At 62.6% G+C, this 23,802-nt stretch carries 22 protein-coding genes; 15 read left to right on the top strand and 7 right to left on the bottom strand.

Translation table 11 applies throughout. From position 1 onward, the window contains the following. Positions 1 to 67 precede the first annotated feature (67 nt). The 4 genes from P9220_RS15215 (at position 68) to P9220_RS15200 (ending at position 4,730) form a co-directional block, all read left to right on the top strand. Complete coding sequence (locus tag P9220_RS15215; RefSeq protein ID WP_309765830.1) at positions 68 to 1,312, top strand: acyl-CoA dehydrogenase family protein; 1,245 nt, start codon at positions 68 to 70, stop codon at positions 1,310 to 1,312. A gap of 38 nt (positions 1,313 to 1,350) precedes the next feature. After that, entirely contained in the window at positions 1,351 to 2,748 is a 1,398-nt protein-coding gene (locus tag P9220_RS15210) for an LLM class flavin-dependent oxidoreductase (protein WP_309765829.1), read from the top strand. A 98-nt stretch (positions 2,749 to 2,846) separates the two neighbouring features. Next, the gene (locus P9220_RS15205) at positions 2,847 to 3,095 is read left to right on the top strand and encodes an ATP-binding cassette domain-containing protein (RefSeq protein WP_309765828.1); all 249 of its coding nucleotides are present in this window, start codon (positions 2,847 to 2,849) and stop codon (positions 3,093 to 3,095) included. A 459-nt stretch (positions 3,096 to 3,554) separates the two neighbouring features. Further along, positions 3,555 to 4,730, top strand: coding sequence for an acyl-CoA dehydrogenase family protein (locus P9220_RS15200; protein WP_309765827.1), 1,176 nt, complete (start codon positions 3,555 to 3,557; stop codon positions 4,728 to 4,730). A gap of 93 nt (positions 4,731 to 4,823) precedes the next feature. Here the strand turns inward: P9220_RS15200 and catC are convergent, their stop codons facing one another. From catC to P9220_RS15185, 3 genes are all read right to left on the bottom strand, one after another. Next, the gene (gene catC, locus P9220_RS15195) at positions 4,824 to 5,102 is read right to left on the bottom strand and encodes a muconolactone Delta-isomerase (protein WP_309765826.1); all 279 of its coding nucleotides are present in this window, start codon (positions 5,100 to 5,102) and stop codon (positions 4,824 to 4,826) included. A gap of 27 nt (positions 5,103 to 5,129) precedes the next feature. Beyond that, positions 5,130 to 6,257, bottom strand: coding sequence for a muconate/chloromuconate family cycloisomerase (locus tag P9220_RS15190; protein WP_309765825.1), 1,128 nt, complete (start codon positions 6,255 to 6,257; stop codon positions 5,130 to 5,132). Between the two features lie 105 nt (positions 6,258 to 6,362). Further along, complete coding sequence (locus tag P9220_RS15185) at positions 6,363 to 7,286, bottom strand: LysR family transcriptional regulator (protein ID WP_309765824.1); 924 nt, start codon at positions 7,284 to 7,286, stop codon at positions 6,363 to 6,365. 173 nt (positions 7,287 to 7,459) lie between these two features. On the opposite strand from P9220_RS15185, the gene catA reads away from it, so the two are divergent. The 7 genes from catA to dld all read left to right on the top strand — a co-directional run bounded on the left by catA (position 7,460) and on the right by dld (position 14,971). Beyond that, positions 7,460 to 8,395: a catechol 1,2-dioxygenase gene (catA, locus tag P9220_RS15180; RefSeq protein ID WP_309766765.1), complete on the top strand. Its 936-nt coding sequence runs from the start codon at positions 7,460 to 7,462 to the stop codon at positions 8,393 to 8,395. Positions 8,396 to 8,477: 82 nt separating this feature from the next. Beyond that, entirely contained in the window at positions 8,478 to 9,836 is a 1,359-nt protein-coding gene (locus tag P9220_RS15175) for a Rieske 2Fe-2S domain-containing protein (RefSeq protein WP_309765823.1), read from the top strand. Further along, complete coding sequence (gene benB, locus P9220_RS15170; protein WP_309765822.1) at positions 9,833 to 10,321, top strand: benzoate 1,2-dioxygenase small subunit; 489 nt, start codon at positions 9,833 to 9,835, stop codon at positions 10,319 to 10,321. Before P9220_RS15175 ends, benB begins: the two co-directional genes overlap by 4 nt. Before the next feature lie 38 nt (positions 10,322 to 10,359). Next, on the top strand, positions 10,360 to 11,391 hold the full coding sequence (gene benC / locus P9220_RS15165) for a benzoate 1,2-dioxygenase electron transfer component BenC (protein ID WP_309765821.1): 1,032 nt from the start codon (positions 10,360 to 10,362) through the stop codon (positions 11,389 to 11,391). Continuing rightward, complete coding sequence (benD, locus tag P9220_RS15160) at positions 11,378 to 12,154, top strand: benzoate diol dehydrogenase BenD (RefSeq protein ID WP_309765820.1); 777 nt, start codon at positions 11,378 to 11,380, stop codon at positions 12,152 to 12,154. Before benC ends, benD begins: the two co-directional genes overlap by 14 nt. A gap of 33 nt (positions 12,155 to 12,187) precedes the next feature. Next, positions 12,188 to 12,589 carry a RidA family protein gene (locus P9220_RS15155; protein WP_309765819.1) on the top strand — a complete coding sequence of 134 codons (402 nt, stop codon included), beginning with the start codon at positions 12,188 to 12,190 and terminating at the stop codon, positions 12,587 to 12,589. Positions 12,590 to 13,234: 645 nt separating this feature from the next. After that, a complete protein-coding gene (gene dld / locus P9220_RS15150; protein WP_309765818.1) occupies positions 13,235 to 14,971 on the top strand; it encodes a D-lactate dehydrogenase in 1,737 nt (578 codons plus the stop codon). Positions 14,972 to 14,996: 25 nt separating this feature from the next. Here the strand turns inward: dld and P9220_RS15145 are convergent, their stop codons facing one another. Continuing rightward, positions 14,997 to 15,659, bottom strand: coding sequence for an HAD family phosphatase (locus P9220_RS15145; protein WP_309765817.1), 663 nt, complete (start codon positions 15,657 to 15,659; stop codon positions 14,997 to 14,999). Between the two features lie 292 nt (positions 15,660 to 15,951). Between P9220_RS15145 and P9220_RS15140 the strand changes: the two genes are divergently transcribed. Together P9220_RS15140 and ilvD are read left to right on the top strand one after the other, a co-directional pair. Continuing rightward, positions 15,952 to 17,223 (top strand): MFS transporter, encoded by a 1,272-nt coding sequence (locus P9220_RS15140; protein WP_309766764.1) that lies wholly within the window; start codon positions 15,952 to 15,954, stop codon positions 17,221 to 17,223. A gap of 163 nt (positions 17,224 to 17,386) precedes the next feature. Further along, the gene (gene ilvD / locus P9220_RS15135; protein ID WP_309765816.1) at positions 17,387 to 19,246 is read left to right on the top strand and encodes a dihydroxy-acid dehydratase; all 1,860 of its coding nucleotides are present in this window, start codon (positions 17,387 to 17,389) and stop codon (positions 19,244 to 19,246) included. A 245-nt stretch (positions 19,247 to 19,491) separates the two neighbouring features. On the opposite strand, the gene P9220_RS15130 is transcribed toward ilvD, so the two are convergent. Genes P9220_RS15130 through P9220_RS15120 form a run of 3 tightly spaced genes read right to left on the bottom strand, consistent with a single transcriptional unit; the run spans position 19,492 to position 22,080 of the window. Then, on the bottom strand, positions 19,492 to 20,136 hold the full coding sequence (locus P9220_RS15130) for a response regulator transcription factor (protein WP_309765815.1): 645 nt from the start codon (positions 20,134 to 20,136) through the stop codon (positions 19,492 to 19,494). Further along, entirely contained in the window at positions 20,117 to 21,655 is a 1,539-nt protein-coding gene (locus P9220_RS15125) for an ATP-binding protein (protein ID WP_309765814.1), read from the bottom strand. Before P9220_RS15125 ends, P9220_RS15130 begins: the two co-directional genes overlap by 20 nt. A 38-nt stretch (positions 21,656 to 21,693) precedes the next feature. Further along, positions 21,694 to 22,080, bottom strand: a complete 387-nt coding sequence (locus P9220_RS15120) for a response regulator (RefSeq protein WP_309765813.1) — start codon at positions 22,078 to 22,080, stop codon at positions 21,694 to 21,696. A gap of 430 nt (positions 22,081 to 22,510) precedes the next feature. On the opposite strand from P9220_RS15120, the gene P9220_RS15115 reads away from it, so the two are divergent. Continuing rightward, positions 22,511 to 22,846: a DUF4148 domain-containing protein gene (locus P9220_RS15115; protein ID WP_309765812.1), complete on the top strand. Its 336-nt coding sequence runs from the start codon at positions 22,511 to 22,513 to the stop codon at positions 22,844 to 22,846. 70 nt (positions 22,847 to 22,916) lie between these two features. Then, the gene (locus P9220_RS15110) at positions 22,917 to 23,702 is read left to right on the top strand and encodes an alpha/beta hydrolase (RefSeq protein ID WP_309765811.1); all 786 of its coding nucleotides are present in this window, start codon (positions 22,917 to 22,919) and stop codon (positions 23,700 to 23,702) included. Positions 23,703 to 23,802 lie beyond the last annotated feature (100 nt).

Below are 23,802 nucleotides of genomic sequence, written 5' to 3'. Positions count from 1 at the left end.
TTCCTCGTTTAGCGCGCGCGCATTGCTTGCCGATAATCGTCGCTTCACGAAACCTGAACGAGCCTCCATGCCTTTCGATCGCAATGCTCCCCTGCCTGCCGATGCGACCGTCGGCGCAGCCTGGGGCGTCGGCCCGACCGACAACTATGCCGCGCTCGCCGCACGCTTTCGGCCCATCTTCGCGCGCATTCGCGAAGGCAGCGTCGCGCGCGAAGTCGAGCGCCGCCTTCCCGTCGACGAAATACGCTGGCTCCGCGAAGCCGGCTTCACCGCGTTGCGTGTGCCGCGAGAATACGGCGGATCGGGCATTCGTCTGGTCGAATCATTCGAATTGCTGACTGAACTGGCGGAAGCCGATTCCAACATCGTGCAGGCGCTTCGCGCGCATTTCGGCTTCGTCGAACATACTTTGCACAGTCCCCTAGAGCGCCGCGAGCGATGGCTCGGGCGGCTTGCCGAAGGCGCTATCGTCGGCGGCGCATGGTCCGAGACCGGCGAAGCGCCTCGCAGCCAGTTTGCGACACGCATCGCGCAAGAAGCGGGCGAATGGCGTCTGGATGGCGTGAAGTTCTACACGACGGGATCGCTCTTTGCCGACTGGATTCACGTCGGCGCAAGCGATGCCGACGAAGCGCAAGTGTCCGTCACGGTGGACCGTCGCACGGCCGGTGTCGAAGTCATCGACGATTGGGACGGCATGGGACAGCGTCTCACCGCGAGCGGTACGAGCCGCTTCACCAACGTGAAGATCGACGAACGCGAGATCGTCGCGGGACGTGTGCCGTTTCCGTACTCCGAGGCGTTTTATCAGCTCGTGCATATCGCGACGCTCGCGGGCATCGGCCGCGCCGCGGTCAGCGATGCCGCCGCGGCCATCGCCGCCCGCAAGCGCAGCTATAGCCACGCGGTGACCGCGCACGCCGCCGAAGACCCGCAACTGCTGCAGGTCATTGGACGCGCGCGCGCGCATGCATGGACCACTGGTGCGATCGTCGCGCAGGCGGCGCGTGCGCTCGAACGCGCAGCGCAATCCATCGAGCGGCCCGACGCGCTCGCGGTCATCGCGGAAGCGGAAATCGAAATATGGCAGGCGCAGACGGTCGCCTCGCAACTCATTCTCGATGCCACCGCCAGCGTGTTCGACGCGCTCGGCGCATCGGCGACGCTGCGTACGTCCGGTCTCGATCGATACTGGCGCAATGCCCGCACCCTTGCGTCGCATAACCCGCGCATCTACAAGGACCGCATCGTCGGCGACTTCGCCGTGAATGGCACGCTGCCGCCGGGGCAATGGCGCATCGGCGTGGCGTGATCTCTTACAGGGCGCATGCATGGCGCACGCACGAATCCATGAGCAAGAAGCAAATCATTCTGAACGCGTTCAACATGAACTGCGTCGGCCATATCAATCATGGCCTTTGGACGCATCCGCGCGACCGCTCGACCGACTACCGCAAGCTGTCGTACTGGACCGATCTTGCGAAGCTGCTCGAACGCGGCCTGTTCGACGGCCTCTTCATCGCGGATATCGTCGGCGCGTACGACGTGTATGGACAATCGGTGAATCTCACGCTCAAGGAATCGATTCAACTCCCCGTCAACGATCCGATGATGCTCGTCTCCGCGATGGCCGCGGCCACGACGAACCTCGGCTTCGGCATCACGGTGAATCTGAGCTATGAAGCGCCTTATCTGCTCGCGCGCCGCTTCTCCACGCTCGATCATCTGACGGACGGGCGTATCGGCTGGAACATCGTGACGGGCTATCTCGACAGCGCCGCGCGCGCGATGGGCCAGAGGGAAATGATCGCGCATGACGAGCGCTACGACCGCGCGGACGAATATCTCGACGTGCTCTACAAGCTATGGGAAGGAAGCTGGCAGGACGGCGCGGTGCGGCGCGACCGTGAGGGCCGCGTGTTCGCCGATCCGTCGAAGGTCCGCAAGGTCGAGCACCACGGCCGCTATTACGACGTCGAAGGCTATCACCTCTGCGAGCCTTCTCCGCAGCGCACGCCGGTGCTGTTTCAGGCGGGATCGTCGGGGCGCGGGCAGGCGTTCGCCGTGCGTCACGCCGAATGCGTGTTCGTATCGAGCCAGAGCAAGGAAGGCACGCGCAAGCTCGTCGATGCCCTGCGTGCGCAGGCCGCCGAAGCCGGACGCCTTCCGAGCGATCTGAAGATCATCATGGGTGTGACGGTCGTCGTGGGCCGCACGCGCAAGGAGGCTGAAGAGAAGTTCGCGGAGTACGCGCGATACGCAAGCCCCGAAGCGGGCCTCGCGCATTTCGCGGCGGGCAGCGGCATCGACTATTCGACGTATGCGCTCGACGATGAACTGTCGCCGCCGGGCGGACACAAGGGGCGAGGCATCGAATCGTCGGTGCAGCGCGTGACCGACGGCAAGCGCGGCGTGACGCTCAGGCATCTGCTCGATCAGATGCAACTGGGCGGCCGCTATACGACGATCGTCGGCGATGCGGTCCAGGTGGCGGATGCGCTGCAATCATGGGTCGATGATGCGGGCATCGACGGCTTCAATCTCACGCGCACGGTCACGCCGGAAAGCTACGAGGATTTCATCGATCTCGTCATCCCCGAACTGCAGTCGAGCGGCATCTATAAGACATCGTATGCGCAAGGCACGTTGCGCGAGAAGCTGTTTGGGCGCGGCGCGAGGCTCGGCTCGCGTCATGCGGGCGCGGCGTTTCGGGACCTGAATGACGCTCACGCGGCGCAAGGCAAATGAGCGCCGCTTCGCCGTTACTCGTCATCGACAGGCTCTCCGTTTTCTTTCGATGGACACGCTGCCGTTCGTCGGGCGATCGCGAGATCGCGCGGGGTGAAATGCTCGCGCTCGTCGGGGCGTCGGGCAGCGGCAAATCGACGATCGCCCTCGCCACCATGCGCCTTCTGCCGAGCCACGCGCGCGTGCGCGGCGCGATCCGTTTCGAAGAACGGCCGCTGCTCGGCCAGAAGGAACGCGAGCGGAACGTTGCGTGGCGATCGCATCAGCATGGTCTGATCGCGGTGCCCGGCTCGGCCATAGCGTTTACGGTGCGTTCGGCAGCGAGACAGTCGCGCGGGTTTGTCTGAAGAACGTTCCGGCGGACCACACGCTCGCGCAGTCGAAACTCGTGAAGGGGCCGACCGCGCCCATCGGCCTCTATAGCCACACCCTCCTTTTATAAGTGCCGCTCGATGCCATAGCGGATCTGGCCGGAATACGGCCCGGCGGTCGCGCCGGAGCGGATTTCAAGCTCATTAGGGTCGGCGGCGCAGGCGTGCGAACGAACACTGCAATCGATACGACAGTGAGCACGGTTGCTCGCCATGAAACGGATTTCTTCATCATGGCCTTCCGCCTTGCTTCGCGCTTGCGAGGACCGAAGCAGTCGTTGCCCGTGCGCCATCCGCTTACAAACGGCCCCGTCAAAGCCCGACCAACGAATCAATCTATGGATTTCGTCATTCGCGTCTTATACGCTTGCAGTCACGCACCGCGTTGCAGTGAATGAGGACGCACCGCTCACATCACGATCAGGAGGCACCGCAATGAGCCGCACCGAGAACGCCCCGTGGACCGAGCCGCTCGACGCGGTGCTGCGCGAATGGGCGCAAACCGCCGCCGCGCGCGACAAGTCGGGCGGCACGGCCTTTCACGAGCGCGGCCTGCTGCGCAAGAGCGGGCTGCTTCGCCTGTCGATACCCGCGCAATTCGGCGGCGACGGTGCGCCGTGGTCGACGACGCTCGATATCGTGCGACGCATGGCGCAAGTCGACAGCTCGCTCGCGCATCTCTTCGCGTTCCATCATCTGCAACTCGCGACGATCCGCCTCTTCGGCCGCGACGCGCAGATTCGCCACTGGCTGGGCGAGACCGTCAAGCAGGGCTGGTTCTGGGGCAACGCGCTGAATCCGCTCGACAAGAGCACCCGCGCGCTGCCCGGCGAAGCGAACGGCTATCTCTTCGATGGCCGCAAGAGCTTCTGTTCCGGCGCGCGCGATTCGGATCAACTGCTCGCCTCCGCATTCGATGCAGACGGACGCCTGCTGATCGCCGTCACGCCGACAAACCGCGCGGGCATCACCGTGCTCGACGACTGGGACAACATGGGCCAGCGTCAGACGGACAGCGGCACGGTCGTTTTCGAGCGCGTCAGCATCGCCGCTGACGAATTGCTGAACGATCCCGGCCCGCTATCCAGCCCGTTCGCGTGTCTGCGGCCGCTGCTCGCGCAGGCTATCTTGAGCCACATCTATGTCGGCATCGGCGAAGGCGCCTTGCAGGCGGCGCGGGAAGCGACGCTCGCGCAAACACGGCCGTGGATCGCGTCGCAGGCCGAGCGGCCATCGGAAGACCCGTACGTGGTCGCGCATTTCGGCGACTTCTGGGTGGCGCTGCAAGGCGCACGCTTGCTCACCGAACGCGCGATGCAGTCTTTCGATGAGGCATGGCAGCGCGGCCTCGCCCTCACCGAAAGCGAACGCGGCGAAGTGGCCGTGGCGGTGGCTGCGTCGAAGGTCGCGGCGGCGCGCGCGGGGCTGGAAGTCGCGAGCCGCATGTTCGACGTGACCGGCGCGCGTTCGACCACGGCGGCGCTGAGCCTCGATCGCTTCTGGCGCAACGTGCGCGTGCATACGCTGCACGATCCCATCGACTACAAGGTGCGCGAGCTCGGCGATTGGGCGCTGAATGGGCGCGTGCCGAAGCCGTCGTTCTACTCGTGATCGCCGGGCTGAACGCGTAGCGATGTACAGCCGAAACCCACAGTCGATGAGTGGGTCAGGTCTCGTTCTGACTCATGGGAAGATTCAGCGCCTTCAGCGAATCGACGAGGGATGATGGGCGAGCGGCGTGACCTGCATCGTCATATACGGGAACAACGGCAAAGCCGACAACACGGTATGCAGTTCGTCGTGCGAGTCGACATCGAACACACTGTAATTCGCGTACTCGCCGACGACCCGATGCAACTGCTGCCACTTCCCTGCCCGCTGCAACGCTTGCGAATAAGCCTTCTCGCGCGCCTTGATTTCCTCGGCCTGCGCAGGCGGCATGTCGTGCGGCAGACGGACGTCCATTCTGACGAGATAAAGCATGTTTTCTCCTCGAGGTAGCACGGTGACTCATGCACGCTTGTCGCGACGATAGAACGCGAGCTTGTCTTCATCGATTTGCAGGCCCAGCCCCGGACCTTCGGGAAGCTGAAGATCGAAGTCGCGATACTGCGGACGAACCGTCACGATGTCATCTTTCAGCAGCAGCGGGCCGAATAGCTCGGTGCCCCACGCCAGTTGCGGGAGTGCGCTGAAACCATGCGCGGATGCGATGGAACCCACGCTGCCTTCGAGCATCGTGCCGCCGTAGAGCAATACGCCCGCTGCATCGGCAACGGCCGCCGTGCGCAGCATGCCGTAGATGCCGCCGGACTTCGCGATCTTCAGCGCGAATACATCGGCGCAGGCTTCCCGCACGAGGTCGAGCGCGTCCTCGGGACCGGTGATGCCCTCGTCCGCCATGATCGGAACGGTGAAACGCGCCGCGAGCCGCGCAAGCGCTCCGCGATGTTCGCGCGGCGTGGGCTGCTCGATCAGGTCGATACCCGCGGCCTCCAGCGCTGCGATACCGAGCGCGGCATCGACCTCGTTCCAGGCCTGATTGACATCGACCGTGACCCGTGCGCGATCCCCCAGTGCGGCTTTGATCTTCGACACGTGCGCCACGTCGTCGCGCACGCTGCGGCGGCCGATCTTCAGCTTGAAGGTATCGTGCCGGCGCTCCGCCAGAAGCACTTCGGCTTCCTCGATGTCGCGGGCGGTATCTCCGCTCGCGAGCGTCCAGAGAACGGGAAGCGTCTTGCGGACCGCACCGCCGAGCAGCGCCGATACGGGCACGCCGAGGCGCTTTCCTTGCGCATCGAGCAACGCGGTCTCGATACCGGACTTGGCGAACCGGTTGCCACGCGCGACCTTGTTCAGCACGAGCATGGCTGCGTTGATGTTGGTCGCGTCCTGTCCGATCAGCGCCGGCGCGAGGTAAGTGTCGATCGTGAGCTTGATGCCTTCGGGACTCTCTTCGCCATACGACAACCCACCGATGGTGGTCGCTTCGCCGATGCCCTCGATGCCATCGCTCGATCGCAGGCGGATGATGACCATCGTTTGCTGCTGCATCGTCGTCATGGAGAGCTTGTGGGCGCGAATGGTCGGAAGATCGACCAGGATCGCTTCGACAGCCGTGATTTGAGCGTTCATACCTGAAATGGCGGAGTCAATGGAGTTGCGCCAGTATTGCGTGGGCATTCACGGCCTGTCCAAGACCATTGACGTCTGATGCGATACCCGCGAGGTATGGCTGGCTCACTGCCCCTTTTCCGTGCGCGCCGTAAAAGGGATTTGCGCTTCCTCGTAGAGCCGATAGATGAGTTCGAGCATCTCCCGCAGGTCGCGCGATTCGTCCATTGCGCGCATGCTCATGATGATCGGCGACACCAGCGTGGGGTCATCGAGCTCTTTATAGCTGACGTCGTCGCGCTTGAGTCCATAGACGCTGCTCGGCACAATAGAAATGCCCTCGCCCGCGGCCACGAGGCCCAGAGCAATCTGAATCTCGCGCACTTCATAAATCTTGCGCGGCTCGAGTCCCCGGTCCTTGAAGGCGGCAAGCACCTGGTCCGCATAACTCGGGCGAGGCGTTTTCGGATAGACGATCAGCGTCTCATTGATGAGATCGCGCAACGCGCACACCGGCCTGGACAGCGCAAGCGGATGGCCTACCGGAAACGCGACGATCATCTTTTCTTCTCTTAGCACCACGCGCCGGATATTGGCGTCTTCAAGCCGAAGGCGGCCAAAGCCGACATCGATTCGCCCGTCCTTGAGGGCTCGCATCTGATCCATCGTCGATAACTCATGCAGACTGAGTTCGACTGTCGGGTTCTCGTCGCGAAAGCGCCGGATGATCTTCGGCAACAGGCCATAGAGCGTAGATGCGACGAAACCGACGGACATGCTGCGCTCGATATTGCCGACTCGCCTCGTCATCGATTCGAGTTCGGCCGTCTGCGCCAGCAATTGCACTGCATGCGCGTAGAAGAACTTGCCTGTCTCCGTGAGCTTGAGCGGCCGCGAGTTTCTTTCGAAGAGCTGCACGCCCAGGATTTCTTCGAGCTGCTGTATTTGCCGGCTGAGCGGCGGCTGCGCGATGTGCAGCCGCTGGGCCGCGCGCGTGAAGTTTCTCTCCTCGGCCACTGCCACAAAGTAACGAAGATGCCGCAGCTCCATACGATACCTCCGGGATATGGCCCGATACTAAATCAGTGTTGGACCGGGCTGTTTGCCGTCCTTTATTCTGCCTTCACGCTTTGTTTCGAGCCCCGACTATACCTTACGAGCATATCGGCATTCGCTTGAAACGAGGGTTAACCCCAGCAAAAGACAGAGACACAGGAGCAGACATGACTGCAAGGGTATTCGACTCGAAAGAAGTGCAGGACCTGTTGAAGGCCGCCGCCAATTTGGGAAGTCAGAACGGCAATGCTCGCGTCAAGCAGATCACGCATCGCTTGCTTAGCGATCTTTTCAAGGCCATCGATGATCTCGACATTACGCCCGACGAAATCTGGGCCGGCGTTCATTACTTCAACAAACTCGGCAAGGACGGCGAGGCCGCGCTTCTCGCGGCCGGCCTCGGCCTCGAAAAGTATCTCGACATTCGCATGGATGCAGCGGACCGCGAGGCCGACATTCACGGCGGCACGCCGCGCACGATCGAAGGTCCGCTGTATGTCGCAGGCGCGCCGGTTCGTGATGGCGTCTCGAAGATCGACATCAACACTGACGGAGACGCGGGTCCGCTCATCATCCGTGGGACGGTGACGGGTCCGGACGGCAAGCCCCTTGCCGATGCGATCGTGGAATGCTGGCACGCCAATTCGAAGGGCTTCTATTCCCATTTCGATCCGACCGGCGCACAGGATGACTTCAACCTTCGCGGCGCGGTGAAGACCGGCGCCAACGGCAAGTATCAATTCCGCACGCTGATGCCGGTTGGTTACGGTTGCCCGCCGCAAGGCGCGACGCAGCAACTGCTCGACGCGATGGCTCGCCACGGCAATCGCCCGGCGCACGTGCATTTCTTCGTGACGAGCGGCAAGACCCGCAAGCTGACCACGCAAATCAACATCGAAGGCGACCCGCTGATCTGGGATGACTTCGCGTATGCGACCCGCGAAGAACTCGTGCCGCATGTGGTCGATAAGACGGGTGGTATCGCACTTGGTCTTAAATCGGATGCGTATAAAGAAATTCAATTCGACATCGCATTGACTTCCCTTGTGCAAGGCAAGGATAACCAGTTGGTCAATCGCCCGCGCGTCGCCGCCGCAGCATAAGGGCGCATCGCAAGACTTCTCGCACGACCTCTTCAAACCGATGCAAGGGCTTCGCTACGAAGCCCGCATAGGGAGACGACTCATGTCCGCAACATTCGATAAAGCCCGACAGCTCGACGACCTGCTCGCCAATGCCGTGCAGGACGACACGGAAAACGGCGTTTTCCGTTGCCGCCGCGATATCTTCACGAACCCGGATCTGTACGAACTCGAAATGAAGCACATCTTCGAGAAGAACTGGGTGTATCTCGCGCACGAAAGCCAGGTCCCGAACAACAACGATTACTACACCACGTCGATCGGCCGTCAGCCGATCGTCATCACGCGTGACAAGACCGGTGAACTGCATGCGGTCATCAATGCCTGTGCTCATAAAGGCGCAATGCTTTGCCGCCGCAAGCATGGCAATAAGGGCAGCTTCACGTGCCCTTTCCACGGCTGGACCTTCTCGAACGCAGGCAAGCTGCTCAAGGTGAAGGATGAAAAGACCACTGAGTATCCGGTGCAGTTCAACAAGCAAGGCTCGCACGACCTGAAGAAAGTCGCGCGCTTCGAGAACTATCGCGGTTTTCTGTTCGGCAGCCTGAGCGACGACGTGATGCCGCTCGAAGACTATCTCGGCGAAACGAAGATCATCATCGACCAGATCGTTTCACAAGCGCCGGATGGCCTCGAAGTGCTGCGCGGCAGCTCGTCATACATCTACGACGGCAACTGGAAGATGCAGATGGAAAACGGTTGCGACGGCTATCACGTCAGCACCGTCCACTGGAACTACTCGGCGACGATGGGACGCCGCAAGGTCGAAGGCACGAAGGCCGTGGATGCGAACGGCTGGAGCAAATCCGTCGCGGGCGTCTATGGCTTCGAGCACGGACATATCCTGCTGTGGACGAACACGATGAATCCGGAAGTGCGGCCAGTCTATGAGCATCGTGATGAAATCGCGGCACGCGTGGGCGAAGACAAGGCCAAGTACATCGTCAACCAGACGCGCAACCTGTGCCTCTATCCGAACGTGTTCCTGATGGACCAGTTCAGCACGCAGATTCGCGTGGTACGTCCCGTCAGCGTCGATAAAACCGAAGTCAGCATCTTCTGCTTCGCACCTAAAGGCGAGAGCGCAGAGAGCCGCGCTATCCGCATTCGTCAATACGAAGACTTCTTCAACGTCTCGGGCATGGGAACGAGCGACGATCTCGAAGAATTTCGCGCATGTCAGGCCGGTTACGCAAGCACGACATCGATGTGGAACGACATGTCGCGCGGCGCGCCGCTGTGGGTCCACGGTCCCGACGCGAACGCGAAAGGCATGGGCCTGAATCCGCTGATCTCCGGCGAGCGCAGTGAAGACGAAGGCCTCTTCGTGGTTCAGCACGAATACTGGATGCGGGTCATGCGCGACGCGTTGCAAAAGGAACAGGCGGAGGTGGCGGCATGAGCATCGATTATCAGAAGATCTGCAACGCGCTCTATCAGGAAGCGCGTCTTCTCGACGATCGTCAGTGGGACGAGTGGCTCGCCTGCTATACCGATGACGTCACCTACTGGATGCCCGCATGGGACGACGACGACAAGCTGACCGACGACCCGCATAGCCAGATATCGTTGATGTATTACGCGGATCGCGGCGGACTCGAAGATCGCGTGTTCCGCATCAAGACCGAGCGCAGCGGCGCGTCGATGCCGGAACCACGGACCAGTCATAGCGTGACCAATGTCGAAGTGCTGGCTCAACGCGACAATGAAGTGGATGTTCGATACAACTTCAACACGCTCAGTCATCGCTACAAGATCACGGACCAGTTCTTCGGCACCGCTTACGTCACCTTTCGCAGGATCGACGACCGCCTGCTCATATCGAGCAAGAGGATCGCGCTGAAGAACGACTATATCCGCCAGGTGCTCGACGTCTATCACGTCTGATGCCCTTTCCGGGAACGAGACACGAAGCAGGAGGCACTATGTCCAGCTATAACATCGCACTGAATTTCGAAGACGGCGTGACGCGCTTTGTCGAATGCAAGGCCGGCGAGAAGGTTCTCGATGCCGCCTTTCGCGCGAAGATCAATCTGCCGATGGATTGTTCCGACGGCGTATGCGGCACCTGCAAATGCCGCGCCGAAAGCGGCCAATACGATCTCGGCGACGACTATATCGACGACGCGCTGAGCGAAGACGAGAAAGACAGCGGTCTCGTCCTCACCTGCCAGATGGTGCCGCAAAGCGATTGCGTCATCGCGGTGCCCGCATCGTCCACATCTTGCAAGACGGAGCACAACAAGTTCGCTGCAACCGTCACGAAGGTCGAGCAACATCACGATGCCGCCGTGGTTCTCGAACTGGATGTGGACGGCGTTGCGCCGGCTTTCCTCGCTGGCCAGTATGTGAACATCGACGTGCCGGGCAGCGGACAGCATCGCTCCTATTCGTTCTCGTCCGCGCCGGGGGAATCGAAGATCAGCTTTCTGATCAAGAAGATTCCGGGGGGCGTGATGAGCACGTGGCTCGACACCGCGAAGCCGGGCAGCAAGGTCGAGCTGACCGGACCCATCGGCATCTTTTATCTGCGTCCCGTCGAACGGCCGTTATTGTTCCTCGCGGGCGGCACGGGACTGGCCCCGTTCCTCTCGATGCTCGAAGTGCTCGCACGCACGAACCCGCAGCAGAAGGTGCATCTCATCTATGGCGCGACGCGCGACCTCGACCTCGTGATGGTCGAGGCCATCGAGGCATACACGGTGAAGCTGCCGAACTTCACGTTCACGACCGTGGTTGCCGAAGCCGCGTCCAGTCATCCTCGCAAAGGCTGGGTCACGCAGCATATGCCCGCTGAATGCCTGAACGATGGCGATGTCGATGTCTATCTGTGCGGCCCCCCGCCGATGGTCGACGCAGTACGCAAGCATTTCGACGATAACGGCGTGGCGCCGAACAGCTTCCACTACGAGAAATTCACTCCCAATGTCGCGGCGGTGGCTCATGAACATGCATAGGTTCGAAGGCAAGGTAATGGTCGTGACCGGCGCGGCGCAGGGCATCGGCCGCGGCGTTGCGCTGCGTGCGGCGTATGAAGGCGCGAAGGTGCTCTTCGTCGATCGCGCCGACTTCGTCTCCGACGTGGCGGCCGAAGCGGCTGGCGCGGATACGGCAGGCTTCGTCGCAGACCTGGAAACGTACGAGGGCGCAGCCTCGGCGATGGCGTTCGCCATGCAGCGATATGGCCGCATCGACGTTCTCGTCAATGGTGTGGGCGGCGCGATTCGTATGCGGCCCTACGCCGAATTCGAGCCCGCTCAAATCGATGCGGAGATCCGCCGCTCGCTGATGCCGACGCTCTACGCGTGCCATGCAGTCTTGCCGCATATGCTCGCAGAGGGTGGCGGGACCATCGTCAATGTGTCTTCCAATGCGACGCGTGGCATCCGTCGCGTGCCTTACTCGGCGGCTAAAGGCGGGGTCAACGCAATGACGCAATCCCTTGCGATGGAGTACGGCGAGCACAACATCCGCGTCGTTGCTGCGGCGCCGGGTGGAACGCAAGCGCCCGCGCGACGCGTCCCCCGCAACGCGGCAGGAGACAGCGCAGAAGAGAAGGTCTGGATGAGCGAAGCGGTAAAGCAGGTCACCGACTCGACCTTCTTCAAACGCTACGGCACGCTGGACGAGCAAGTCGCGCCAATACTCTTTCTCGCATCCGACGAAGCGGGCTATATCACAGGCGCGGTGCTGCCGGTTGCAGGCGGCGACAACGGTTGAGGCATTGCAGCGAATCAGAGAGGAGACGCCATAGTGAACGAACGCAAAGCCATCGTCCCTGCGGGAATGGAAGCGGTCTACGACAACATTCGCTACGCCCCGGCAGTGAGAGTCGGCCACACGGTGTATGTCTCGGGGCAGATCGGCCGTGACGCCAACATGAAACTGGTGGAAGGACGCGAAGCGCAGATCGTGCAAGCCTTCGAGAATCTCAAGACCGTGCTCGAAGCCGCAGGCGCAACGCTCGCCAATGTCGTCGACATCACCACGTTCCACACCGACATGCGGGATCTCCCGCTCTTCATGCAAGTGCGCGACCGATACCTGAAGGCACGTCCGCTGCCTGCGTGGACCGCCGTGGGGGCGCATATGCTGGGCGGCGCAGGCGGTTATATCGTGGAAATCAAGGCCGTGGCGGTCATCGCTGAACGATGATGGACCGTCGCTTGTTCGATAACCACGACGCCAGCACGCGACTCGCCATGTTGTTGCGATACATGCAGGTGGAACAAATCACATGGCGTGCGTGGAGACACTGCGCGAACGTCACACCCCTCACCCGCGCCTCGACTCCTTCGAGGTCCGCGTCAGACCATCGATGATCCATCGCAGGCAAGCGAATGGCGGTCGGATCGTCGGCCGGACATTGAATGCGCTCGACATTGCATGTGATGCCTGGAACTTGCCGGTTCGTCGTTCCCAAGACTCTGTAGGCACGCGCGCGCCCTCGTCGTGCGGCAAATGAATGCGAAGCCGTGGGGCCTTGTAGACGAAGAACAGCACAGCCGTTTCCACGGATGTTCTCTGTCGCCGCAGTGCCGTAATCGCGGGCCTATCCCCCAAAGACAACGCCGATTCACGTAATATCCAGAAACGGCGCTTTATCTCTTTTCGCTCTCTAACGATCTCGACGAGACGCGCGAAGTCATCTCGCGGGTCATGCAGCGCATGTGTTTCGCGAAGTCCATGTACGAATGCCCGCCATGCTGCGCGAGCCGGACTGACGAAGAGAAAGCGAACTCGTCGCGTTGAGGCGAAAGGCTTCGCTCGCTGCGGTCTCTACAACAGAAACGGTCTTTCATGAACGAACTGATTCAGTCGCTCGGCGACATCGTTGGAAACGCTTACGTCTTTACCGGCGCCACTGAAACGCGCCGCTTCCGGCAAGGGTATCGATACGGCGGCGGCCCGGTGCTCGCCGCGATTCAGCCGGGCACGCTCGTCGAGATGTGGCGGGCGCTGCAGGCGTGTCATCGTGCGAATGTCATCGTCATCTGTCAGGCGGCGAATACCGGGCTCACCGGCGGATCGACGCCTGCGGCTGAAGGCTACGATCGCCCGGTCGTCGTGATCAATACCATGCGCTTGCGCCGGCTCGATCTGATTCGCAACGGCGAGCAGGCGATCTGTCAACCGGGCGTCACGCTCGACCAGCTCGAGAAGCGTTTGAAGCCGCTCAAGCGCGAACCGCATTCGGTGATCGGCTCGAGCTGCATCGGCGCATCCGTAACCGGGGGTGTGTGCAACAACTCGGGCGGTTCGCTGATTCGCCGCGGACCGGCGTTCACGCAGCTTTCGATTCACGCACGCATTACAGCCGACGGCGAGCTGAAGCTGGTCAATCACCTCGGAATCGATCTCGGCGACTCCGCCGAAGCCATCCTCGCCCGTCTCGACGCAGGCGAACTGCCCGACGATATCCCCGCAGCAAACGGGTTGCTCGCTTCCGATCACGAGTACAGCACGCATGTGCGCGACATCGAGGCATCCACTCCCGCGCGCTTCAATGCAGACCCGCGCCGGCTCTACGAAGCATCGGGCTCTGCGGGACACCTCGCGGTGTTCGCACTACGGCTGGATACGTTCCCTGCGGACGAACAGACGCAAGTGTTCTATATCGGCAGCAACGATCCGGCCGAACTCGAAACCATCCGCCGCGACATTCTCGGCGGCTTCAAGAGTCTGCCGATAGCGGGGGAATACATGCACCGCGGCGCGTTCGACATCAGCCGCCGCTATGGCAAGGACATGTTCCTCTACATCCGGACCTTCGGCACCGACAAGGTGCCGCGCGCCTTCGCAGCGAAGAGCCGGTTCGATGGATTCACCGAGAAGGCCCGGCTCGGCAGTGGCATCAGCGATCGCCTGCTGCAGGCATTGAGCCGGCTTTTGCCCGAGCATCTGCCGCGACGGCTGATCGAGTACCGCGACAGATTCGAGCATCACCTGCTGCTCAAGATGGGTAACGACGGCGTGCAGGAAGCGCGCGACTATCTGCAATTGCGGTTTCCCACGCAACAGGGCGACTATTTCGAATGCACGCCCAAGGAAGGCGAAGCGGCGTTTCTGAACCGCTTCACCATCGGCGGCGCGATGGTCCGGTATCGCGCGGTGCATCCGCGAACGGTGGAGGATATCGTCGCGCTCGATATCGCCCTGCCGCGCAATACGACCGACTGGTTCGAACGGCTGCCGCAGCACATCTCGAAGGACATCGAGTATTCCATGTACTGCGGTCATTTCTTCTGCCATGTGCTGCACCAGGAATATCTGGTGAAGAAAGGCGTCGATTGCGACCGCATCAAGGACGAGATCCTCGCGCTGCTGGCTGCGCGCGGCGCCGAGTATCCGGCGGAGCACAACGTCGGGCACCTCTACGAAGCGAAAGCGTCGCTTACGCAGTTCTATGAAGAGCTCGATCCGACCAACTCATTCAATCCCGGCATCGGAAAGACCTCGCGTCTGTTCAAGTGGGGAAAATCCACTTATGGCTGCGCTTGCGAGTCCGATCGTGAGGCTGCGCATCAGACGCAATGAAGCACGGGCCCGTGCGACTGCCTGCCTAGACCCCGGACAGCGAGAACGCCTGCAGCCCGAGCGTCGCCGCCAGTTCACCCGGCGACCGCACGATCTGCGCTTCGGCAGGAAAGAGCGCGGCGGCATCGTCATCGACGGGCCAGCCGATCACTCGCATGTGCGCCGCTATCGCGCCGCCCGCGCCGGTCGGACTGTCTTCGACTGCGACGACCTCTTCCGGCGCGAGACGCAGCAGCCACGCGGCGCGTTCGTATGGCTCCGGGCTCGGCTTGCCGTGACGCACGTCGTTGACGCTGACCGTGATGAGCGACGGCTCCTCGATGCCCAACGCGCGCAGGTTCGCTTCCAGCAACATGCGCGAAGCATTCGATACGATTGCCTGCGTGATGCCCGCCGCCTTCGCCATGCGATACACCTCGAGCGCGCCGGGACGGGGCACGAGCCGGGGCGCGCCGTTCAGATAGGCCCGCGCGCGAAACGCCGACCATTCGCTGAAATCGACGGAAAGCCCGAAGCGCTCGCGAACGAGCGCATGCACTTCGCGCCCGGTCTTGCCGAAAACGAGCGGATGCAATTCATCGCCCGCTTGCACCCCGTGATGGGCGAGCGCCTCGACGAGCGTCGCCAGATGCAGTGACTCGCTCTCGATGAGCGTGCCATCCATGTCCCACAGAATTGCCTTGATCAAAGCGTGATTGTCCTTGTCGTGCGTGCGCCGCAAACGCGTGTGCGTCGAGCGCGTCGTGTCGTGGTAGATGTGCTGCGCCTTCCCCCCCGATGCGATCGCATGTTTCGCGCGGGCGCCGGGATAGCCTAGCCTATCACGGCGCACTCAAACGGACGACACGAGCACGGCAGCGCCGTTTCCAGTCGATAATGCTCGTGGAGTGCCGCTAAAGGCAACGCAAGCTCTTGGATTCGCCTTCGAAAACAGCGCCGCTTCTAACGCGGCAAAACACAGGAGATACTGCATGACTGATATGCCGGGCTTGTCGCTACAAGAGACGGAATCGAGCCGTCGTGCGTGGCGAGTCATCGTGGCCGCATCTATCGGCAATGCGCTCGAATGGTTCGACCTCGTCATATACGGGTTCTTTGCCGTCACGATTTCCAGGCTGTTCTTCCCCGCCGGGAGCGAGACGGTCTCCTTGCTGCTCACGCTCGGTACGTTCGGGGTGTCGTTCTTCATGCGCCCGCTCGGCGCGGTCGTGCTGGGCGTCTATGCGGACAAGGCAGGCCGCAAAGCCGCGTTGACGCTATCCATTCTCTTGATGATGGCCGGCACCCTGCTTATCGCGATCATGCCGACATATGCGACGCTCGGCATCGCGGCGCCGGTCGGCATCGTCCTCGCTCGCATGATTCAAGGTTTCTCGGCGGGAGGCGAATTCGGCAGCGCGACCGCCTTTCTCGCGGAGCACGGTGGTCAGCGGCGCGGGTTCTTCGCGAGCTGGCAAGCGGCCAGTCAGGGACTCACGACGCTGCTCGCAGCACTGGCCGGCACGTGGCTGACGACCGCGCTCACGCCGGAGCAGGTGCTGAGCTGGGGATGGCGACTGCCGTTCTTCCTCGGATTACTGATCGGACCGGTGGCGTACTACATCAGGCGAAATATCGATGAAACGCCCGAGTTCGTCGGCACGGAAACCACCAAGACGCCGCTGGCCGATACGTTCACGGATCAAAGACATCGTCTCGTGCTGGCGATCGGAGCGGTGGTCCTCGGAACGGTGGCGACGTATCTCATTCTCTTCATGCCCACGTATGCGGTCAAGCAACTGGGCCTGCCCGCATCCGCTGCATTCACTGCGACCATCGCAACGGGCGTGATCCAGATGATCGGTGCTCCGTTCTTCGGCCATCTGTCCGACCGTGTCGGCAGGACAAGAATCATGATGGTGGCAGGCGCGGTCTTCCTCGTCTGCGCGTATCCGGTTTTCCGGCTGCTGCACGACTATCCTGCGTTCGGCACCCTGGTCTGGGTCCAGATTTTCTTCGGCTTGGCCAACGCAGCGTATTTCGGCGCACTCCCCGCGTTGCTCAGCGACCTCTTTCCGACGAAGAACCGCACGACGGGAATGTCCGTCGGCTACAACGTGTCGGTGACGGTGTTCGGCGGTTTCGCGCCGTTCATCATTACGTCGCTCATCGGGCTGACGGGGAATCCGCTTGCCCCGAGCTTCTATCTGATCGCGGCGGCGATCGTCAGCCTGTTCGCACTGGTCCATATCAGAAAGCTGGCGCAGGCGTGAGCGGACACGCGGGCGGGGCAGCGCGGCGAGGGAGAATGAACGTAACAGGTATGTGATAATTCCCAACCCGCGCCCGTCCGGCCCACAAGGCCGTCGACACTGCGCGAGGGCCCGTTACCCCTCGTGGCCAGCCTCCCCTCGCGAAACTCGAACAGCAACCACGATGCCTACATACCGTTCCAAAACTTCCACCGCCGGCCGCAACATGGCGGGGGCGCGCTCGCTATGGCGCGCGACCGGCATGAAAGACGAAGACTTCTCGAAGCCGATCATCGCCGTCGTCAATTCGTTCACCCAGTTCGTGCCGGGTCACGTGCATCTGAAAGACCTGGGCCAGCTCGTCGCACGCGAAATCGAGGCGGCGGGCGGCGTCGCCAAGGAGTTCAACACGATCGCGGTCGATGACGGCATCGCGATGGGTCACGACGGCATGCTCTATTCGCTGCCGAGCCGCGAGATCATCGCGGATTCGGTCGAGTACATGGTCAACGCGCATTGCGCCGACGCCATGGTCTGCATCTCCAACTGCGACAAGATCACCCCGGGGATGCTGATGGCCGCGATGCGCCTGAACATCCCTGTCATCTTTGTTTCGGGCGGCCCGATGGAGGCCGGCAAGACGCGCCTCGCCAATCCGAAAACCAAGGCCATCGAACTGAAGAAGCTCGACCTGGTCGATGCCATGGTGATCGCCGCCGACCAGTCATACTCCGACGCCGACGTGGCCGAAGTGGAACGCTCCGCGTGCCCGACATGCGGCTCCTGCTCCGGCATGTTCACGGCCAACTCGATGAACTGCCTCACCGAAGCGCTCGGTCTCTCGCTGCCGGGCAACGGCACCGTGGTCGCGACACACGCGGATCGCGAGCAGCTTTTCAGGCGCGCGGGCCGGGGCATCGTCGAACTGGCGCGCCGCTATTACGAGCACGAAGAGGCGCGTGTGCTGCCGCGCTCGGTCGGCTTCAAGGCTTTCGAGAACGCCATGACGCTCGATATCGCGATGGGCGGCTCGACCAACACCATCCTTCACCTGCTGGCGATCGCCCGCGAGGCCGAGATCGACTTCACGATGGCGGACATCGACCGCCTCTCGCGCACCGTCCCGCAGCTCTGCAAGGTCGCACCGAACACGAACAAGTATCACATCGAGGATGTGCATCGCGCGGGCGGCATCATGGCGATCCTCGGCGAACTCGATCGCGCGGGCAAGCTGCATACGGATGTCCCGACCGTGCACGCGCCGACGCTTGCAGACGCGCTCGCGCAGTGGGACGTCAAGCTGACCGACGACGAAGCCGTCAAGACCTTCTATATGGCGGGACCCGCGGGCGTTCCGACGCAAGTCGCGTTCAGTCAGAGCACGCGCTGGCCGAGCCTCGACACGGATCGAGCCGAGGGCTGCATTCGCTCCTTCGAGCACGCGTTCTCGAAGGAAGGCGGCCTCGCGGTGCTGACGGGCAACATCGCGCTCGATGGCTGCGTCGTCAAGACGGCCGGCGTCGACGAAAGCATTCTCGTGTTCGAAGGCACCGCGCATGTCACGGAATCGCAGGATGAGGCAGTCGAGAACATCCTCAACGACAAGGTCAAGGCGGGCGATGTCGTCATCGTCCGTTACGAAGGTCCGAAAGGCGGACCCGGCATGCAGGAAATGCTTTACCCGACGAGCTATATCAAGTCGAAGGGTCTCGGCAAGGCGTGCGCGCTGCTGACGGACGGGCGTTTCTCGGGCGGCACGTCGGGCCTGTCCATCGGCCACTGCTCGCCGGAAGCGGCGGCGGGCGGCGCAATCGGCCTCGTGCGCGATGGCGACAGGATTCGCATCGACATTCCGAACCGGACGATCGACGTGCTGCTGTCCGACGACGAGCTCGCGCGCCGTCGCCAGGAGCAGGACGCGAAGGGCTGGAAGCCCGCGAAGCCACGTCCGCGCAAGGTGTCGGCGGCGCTCAAGGCGTATGCGAAGCTGGTGATGTCGGCGGATAAGGGCGCGGTGCGCGACTTGTCGTTGCTGGACGACTAGGTTCGCGTTTCGTGCAGACGAAGAAGGCCGCTTTCGCAAGCGGCCTTTTTTGTGCGTGGACGGTTTCTTGCTGGCGCTCGGCCGGAGAATGCCGAGCGCTTCGCGCGTGCGGCGCTGTAGCCGGCCCGTTCGATAACTCGACGCGAAACGGCATCGTGCCGTGTCAGTTCACTACGCGAGCCGCGCGTGTTTTCCCGGCGTGCCGAAACGGCAGTCACAAGCAACCACCGTAACGCCCCGCCCGATCAAGCGCGATCCGGCCCGACGCCCAGCGCCTCCGCCTTGCGAACCAGATCCGCGAGCGACCGGGCCTGCATTTTCTTCATCGCCTGTCCGCGATGGATCTTCACCGTGATCTCGCTCAGCTTCATTTCGGATGCGATCTGCTTGTTCATGAGTCCGGCCACGACGAAGGCCATTACTTCCCGTTCGCGCGGAGTCAGCGATCCATAACACACCCGAAGATCGGCGACGGAGCGGCTCGACTTGCGGCGCTCTTCGTCGCGCGCAAGCGCAGTGGCGACGGCATCGAGCATGTCCTGGTCACGAAATGGCTTCGCGAGGAAGTCCTGCGCGCCCGCCTTCATCGCCTTGACGGTCATCGCGATATCGCCGTGCGCGGTCATGAAAACGATCGGCAAGCCGAGTTCGCTGGCCGCGATCTGCTCCTGCACCGCCAGTCCGCTTTGCCCTCGCAGTCGCACGTCGAGGATCAGGCAGCTCGGCACGTCCTGCATCTCGCACGCGAGAAAGTCTTGCGCCGATGCGAACGTCTGCACCGCGAGCCCCACGGAGCGCAGCAACATGCCGACGGCCTCGCGCATGGAGTCGTCATCGTCGACGACATAGACCATCGCATTGCTCGCGGCGTTATCGAGCCGGCTGCTCATGACATGTCCCCTTATCGACGGGCAGAATGAACTGCAAGGACGCACCGCCTCGTGCGGCAGCCTCGGCCCAGATGCGGCCGCCATGCGCCTCGACGATAGACCGGCAGATCGACAGGCCCATGCCCATGCCATCGGCCTTGGTCGTGAAGAAGGCGTTGAATATGCATCCCGCGCTGTCTTCGCCGATGCCCGGCCCCGAATCCTCGACGGCCACATGAGCATGATCGCCGTCGAAGACGCGCGTGGCAATCAGCAGCCGGCGCGGCGTGGTCTGGGCGGCCATCGCCTGCGTGCCGTTCATGATGACGTTGATGAGCACCTGCTGCAACTGCACGCGATCGCCGCATACGACAGGCGATGGCTCGGCAAGCTGCAGCCGCACTGCCACGCCATGACGGTCGAGTTCGCCGCGCACCAGCTCGAGCGCCTCCTCGACGGTTCCATTCAGCGCGAATGCGGCGGCGGGACCTTCGTGCTTCTTCGCCATCGCGCGGATTCGCTGGATCACGTCGCTCGCGCGTTTCGCATCGCGAATCATCTGCGCAATCGACTGCTTCGCTTCCGCGAGATCCGGCTCCGGCCGATTCAGCCAGCGCAGCGCGGCATCGCCGCACGTGACGATAGCGGCGATCGGCTGCGTCGTTTCGTGCGCAATGGACGCGGCGAGCTCGCCGAGCATCGAGATGCGCGTCACGTGCGCCAGTTCCGCCGTCGAGCGCGCAAGCGCCTCCTGCGCGAGCTTCGTCTCGGTGATATCCATCAGCGCGCCGGCATACTCCCGCTCACCGCTTCGCTGCACCGCATGCGCGACGTAATGCACGTGCTTGATGGCGCCATCGGGCATCCGCAGCCGATGCTCGACATCGATCACGGGCGCGCCGCCTTCCTCGTCGCGGTACGCGTTGCGCACCAGCGCGAGATCGTCGGGATGCGTGCGGGCGAGAATCGCATCGATGGATGGAACTACGTCGCGGGCGTACTGGAAGATGCGATAGGCCTCGTCGGACCACCACATCGTGCCTTCGGGCAAGCGCGTCGCGATGCTCGCCGTGCGGCTCAGGCGCTGGGCGTCGAGAAGGAACGCTTCGGTGCGTTCGAGCGCGCGCTCCGCCTGCTTGCGCTCCTCGACCTGCTCGCGCAGATCGGCGGTGGCGGTCTGATTCCTCAACGCGAGATAAGACGTGGTCGCGATCGCGAGCAGGCTCACCGCGCATCGGGCGATGGCGCCGGTCGACACCGAGTCGTCGTGAGAGAGGACGAAGCCTGCAAGCGTCAGCAGCACGCAGCCCCATGCCGCGCGGACGGTTGCCGTGCGCCCGCCCGACGACGCGACGAGCAGCACGACGACGACATAAAACACGGCTATCGCGATGTCGAGCGGCGTGAGCGCATCGATGAGAAACACCGCGAGGGCAAGCGCACCGGCAAGCGCCCATGCGATTCGCGCATCGCGGCGCGCGATACCGGCCGACTCGTTGTGCCGGCCGCTTGGATCGGCCGGGCTAAGCGGATTAAGCATAGGCAGTCGAATGGCGTTGACTTGACGAACGCGTGCGCTCACTGGGCGTCGGATTGAAAACGTCGCTGCAACGTACTCAGGCAATCGGATACGACGGCGCCGTCCACCGGCTTGCCGAGAAAGCATAGCGCGCCGCCGTCGAGCGCCTGCCTGCGTACCGCATCCGATGCGAACGCGGTGATGAAGATGATCGGCAACGCGAGGCCCAGTTCGCGCAGCCGCTGCTGCAATTGCAGGCCGGTCATGCCGGGCATCTGCACGTCGCTGATGATGCACGCAACTTCGTCGAAATGCCCGAATGCCAGAAACGATTCCGCAGACGGGTACAGATGCACGTCCCAGCCGAGCGAGCGTAACAGGCTCGACGTGGCGGCGCGAACCGATTCGTCGTCGTCGATGACTGAGACCAGTGGAGGGAAGGTCAAGCGCGTGTCCTCGATCATGTGCTGTCGGCGCGGCCCAAACGTGCGGGTCCGCTACTGTGACGCCATCTTAGCGAGCGCGGCGAGCGCGGCAAATCATATGTGCGTATAGGTTTTCTCTTTCGCCGGGCGGCGCTCATACGTTGGTATAGCGGCGTCATGCGTCCGGCTATTGCAACTGATCAAAGGTTCGATAAGCGTCATCCGCGCGCCTCGCGGATCGCACGCCCGGTTATCCCGAAGTACACACGAACTCAACGCCAGCATGGCCGCTCGCGCGCCTTCGTACGATGGGCCGGCAAGCCTCGTCCCACTACATTTCATTCACGGCTGCATCGATGAACACGGTCAGCCGCACGAAGCAACGCCCGACGCACGACAGGCGCTTCGAGGCCCCATCCGGCTCATTCATTTCATTCAAGGAGTGTCACTCATGAAGAAGATCGTCGTTTATCTCGCACTTGCCGCCAGCGCATTCGCCGCACCCGCTCTGAGCTTCGCGCAGTCCAGCGGTCCGCTCACCCGCGCCGAAGTCCGCGCCGATCTGGTGCGCGTCGAGCAGGCCGGTTACAACCCGGCGCTTGCAAGCGATCCGCACTATCCCGACGACATCCAAGCCGCCGAAGCAAAAGTCGCAGCGGAACAGACGGGCGGCGGTTTCGGCGGCGTGCAGCAGCAGCGCACGTCGTCGGGGGCGCCGGCGCGCATGTCGATGAAAGGAACGTGCGTCGGGCCGGCAGGCTTCTGCACGCCCTACTTCGGAAGCTGATTCGTCACGGCCGGGCAGCCGAACCTGTCCGGCCGTCCCTAACCTCTTATATCCGTCGATGGAGTCTCTCGTGAAGTTTCTATCGCATGCAGCTATCGCGCTCGCGGTTGCCGCCGGTTTCGCGTCATCTCCTGCAATCGCCGCTACATCGAGCCCCAGACAGGTCAGGAACATCGTTCTCGTGCATGGCGCGTGGGTCGATGGCTCTGGCTGGAAACCGGTCTACGACATCCTCGTGAAGGATGGGTATCACGTCAGTCTCGTGCAGGAACCGTTGACCTCTCTTGCAGACGATGTGACAGCCACTCGCCGCGTGCTCGACTTGCAGCACGGCCCGACGATCCTCGTCGGCCATAGTTATGGCGGTTCGGTCATCACGGAAGCAGGCGAGCACCCGAATGTCGTCGGTCTCGTTTATGTCGCCGCACATGCGCCTGCTGTCGGCGAGGATGAAAGCGCGCTCGGCAAACAGATGCCGAGTTATACGTCGAAGCAATCGGGCGCCATCGAGAAGACCGCCGATGGCTACACGTATCTCAGTCCCGCCGTGTTCCCGAAAGACTTCGCGGCCGACCTGCCATTAGCCAAAGCCAGGTTCGAATCGCATGCGCAGATGCTGACGGCGGCGGATGTTTTCTCGACGCCGTTGACCGCTGCGGCGTGGACCTCGAAGCCGAGCTGGGGCATCGTCGCGGGCGACGACAAGATTATCAGTCCGGATCTCGAGCGCTGGTATTACGCGCGGGCGCATAGCCACACGACCGTGATTCCCGGCGCGAGTCATTCGGTGTATGAGTCGCGTCCGCGGCAGGTTGCGGCAGTCATCGAGGATGCGGCGCGGCACGCGCAACCATGAGCGATACGTCCGCTCGCGGAGTCGTCGCCTTCGGAGACCCACGGCAGGTGCAGATCGAATGTGTGACTGCTTTAGCTTCGCCATGACCAGCCAGCCCAAG

The organism is Caballeronia sp. LZ016, assembly GCF_031450805.1.
GTDB lineage: Bacteria > Pseudomonadota > Gammaproteobacteria > Burkholderiales > Burkholderiaceae > Caballeronia.
This window is presented reverse-complemented; position numbering and strand designations above follow the sequence as displayed.

What these genes read in the sequence shown, in the direction of transcription:
- P9220_RS15215 (WP_309765830.1), top strand. Translation starts at nt 68, where the DNA reads ATGCCTTTCGATCGCAATGCTCCCCTGCCTGCCGATGCGACCGTCGGC.
- P9220_RS15210 (WP_309765829.1), top strand. Translation starts at nt 1,351, where the DNA reads ATGAGCAAGAAGCAAATCATTCTGAACGCGTTCAACATGAACTGCGTC.
- P9220_RS15205 (WP_309765828.1), top strand. Translation starts at nt 2,847, where the DNA reads ATGCTCGCGCTCGTCGGGGCGTCGGGCAGCGGCAAATCGACGATCGCC.
- P9220_RS15200 (WP_309765827.1), top strand. Translation starts at nt 3,555, where the DNA reads ATGAGCCGCACCGAGAACGCCCCGTGGACCGAGCCGCTCGACGCGGTG.
- catC (WP_309765826.1), bottom strand. Translation starts at nt 5,102, where the DNA reads ATGCTTTATCTCGTCAGAATGGACGTCCGTCTGCCGCACGACATGCCG.
- P9220_RS15190 (WP_309765825.1), bottom strand. Translation starts at nt 6,257, where the DNA reads ATGAACGCTCAAATCACGGCTGTCGAAGCGATCCTGGTCGATCTTCCG.
- P9220_RS15185 (WP_309765824.1), bottom strand. Translation starts at nt 7,286, where the DNA reads ATGGAGCTGCGGCATCTTCGTTACTTTGTGGCAGTGGCCGAGGAGAGA.
- catA (WP_309766765.1), top strand. Translation starts at nt 7,460, where the DNA reads ATGACTGCAAGGGTATTCGACTCGAAAGAAGTGCAGGACCTGTTGAAG.
- P9220_RS15175 (WP_309765823.1), top strand. Translation starts at nt 8,478, where the DNA reads ATGTCCGCAACATTCGATAAAGCCCGACAGCTCGACGACCTGCTCGCC.
- benB (WP_309765822.1), top strand. Translation starts at nt 9,833, where the DNA reads ATGAGCATCGATTATCAGAAGATCTGCAACGCGCTCTATCAGGAAGCG.
- benC (WP_309765821.1), top strand. Translation starts at nt 10,360, where the DNA reads ATGTCCAGCTATAACATCGCACTGAATTTCGAAGACGGCGTGACGCGC.
- benD (WP_309765820.1), top strand. Translation starts at nt 11,378, where the DNA reads ATGAACATGCATAGGTTCGAAGGCAAGGTAATGGTCGTGACCGGCGCG.
- dld (WP_309765818.1), top strand. Translation starts at nt 13,235, where the DNA reads ATGAACGAACTGATTCAGTCGCTCGGCGACATCGTTGGAAACGCTTAC.
- P9220_RS15140 (WP_309766764.1), top strand. Translation starts at nt 15,952, where the DNA reads ATGCCGGGCTTGTCGCTACAAGAGACGGAATCGAGCCGTCGTGCGTGG.
- ilvD (WP_309765816.1), top strand. Translation starts at nt 17,387, where the DNA reads ATGCCTACATACCGTTCCAAAACTTCCACCGCCGGCCGCAACATGGCG.
- P9220_RS15130 (WP_309765815.1), bottom strand. Translation starts at nt 20,136, where the DNA reads ATGAGCAGCCGGCTCGATAACGCCGCGAGCAATGCGATGGTCTATGTC.
- P9220_RS15125 (WP_309765814.1), bottom strand. Translation starts at nt 21,655, where the DNA reads ATGCTTAATCCGCTTAGCCCGGCCGATCCAAGCGGCCGGCACAACGAG.
- P9220_RS15115 (WP_309765812.1), top strand. Translation starts at nt 22,511, where the DNA reads ATGAAGAAGATCGTCGTTTATCTCGCACTTGCCGCCAGCGCATTCGCC.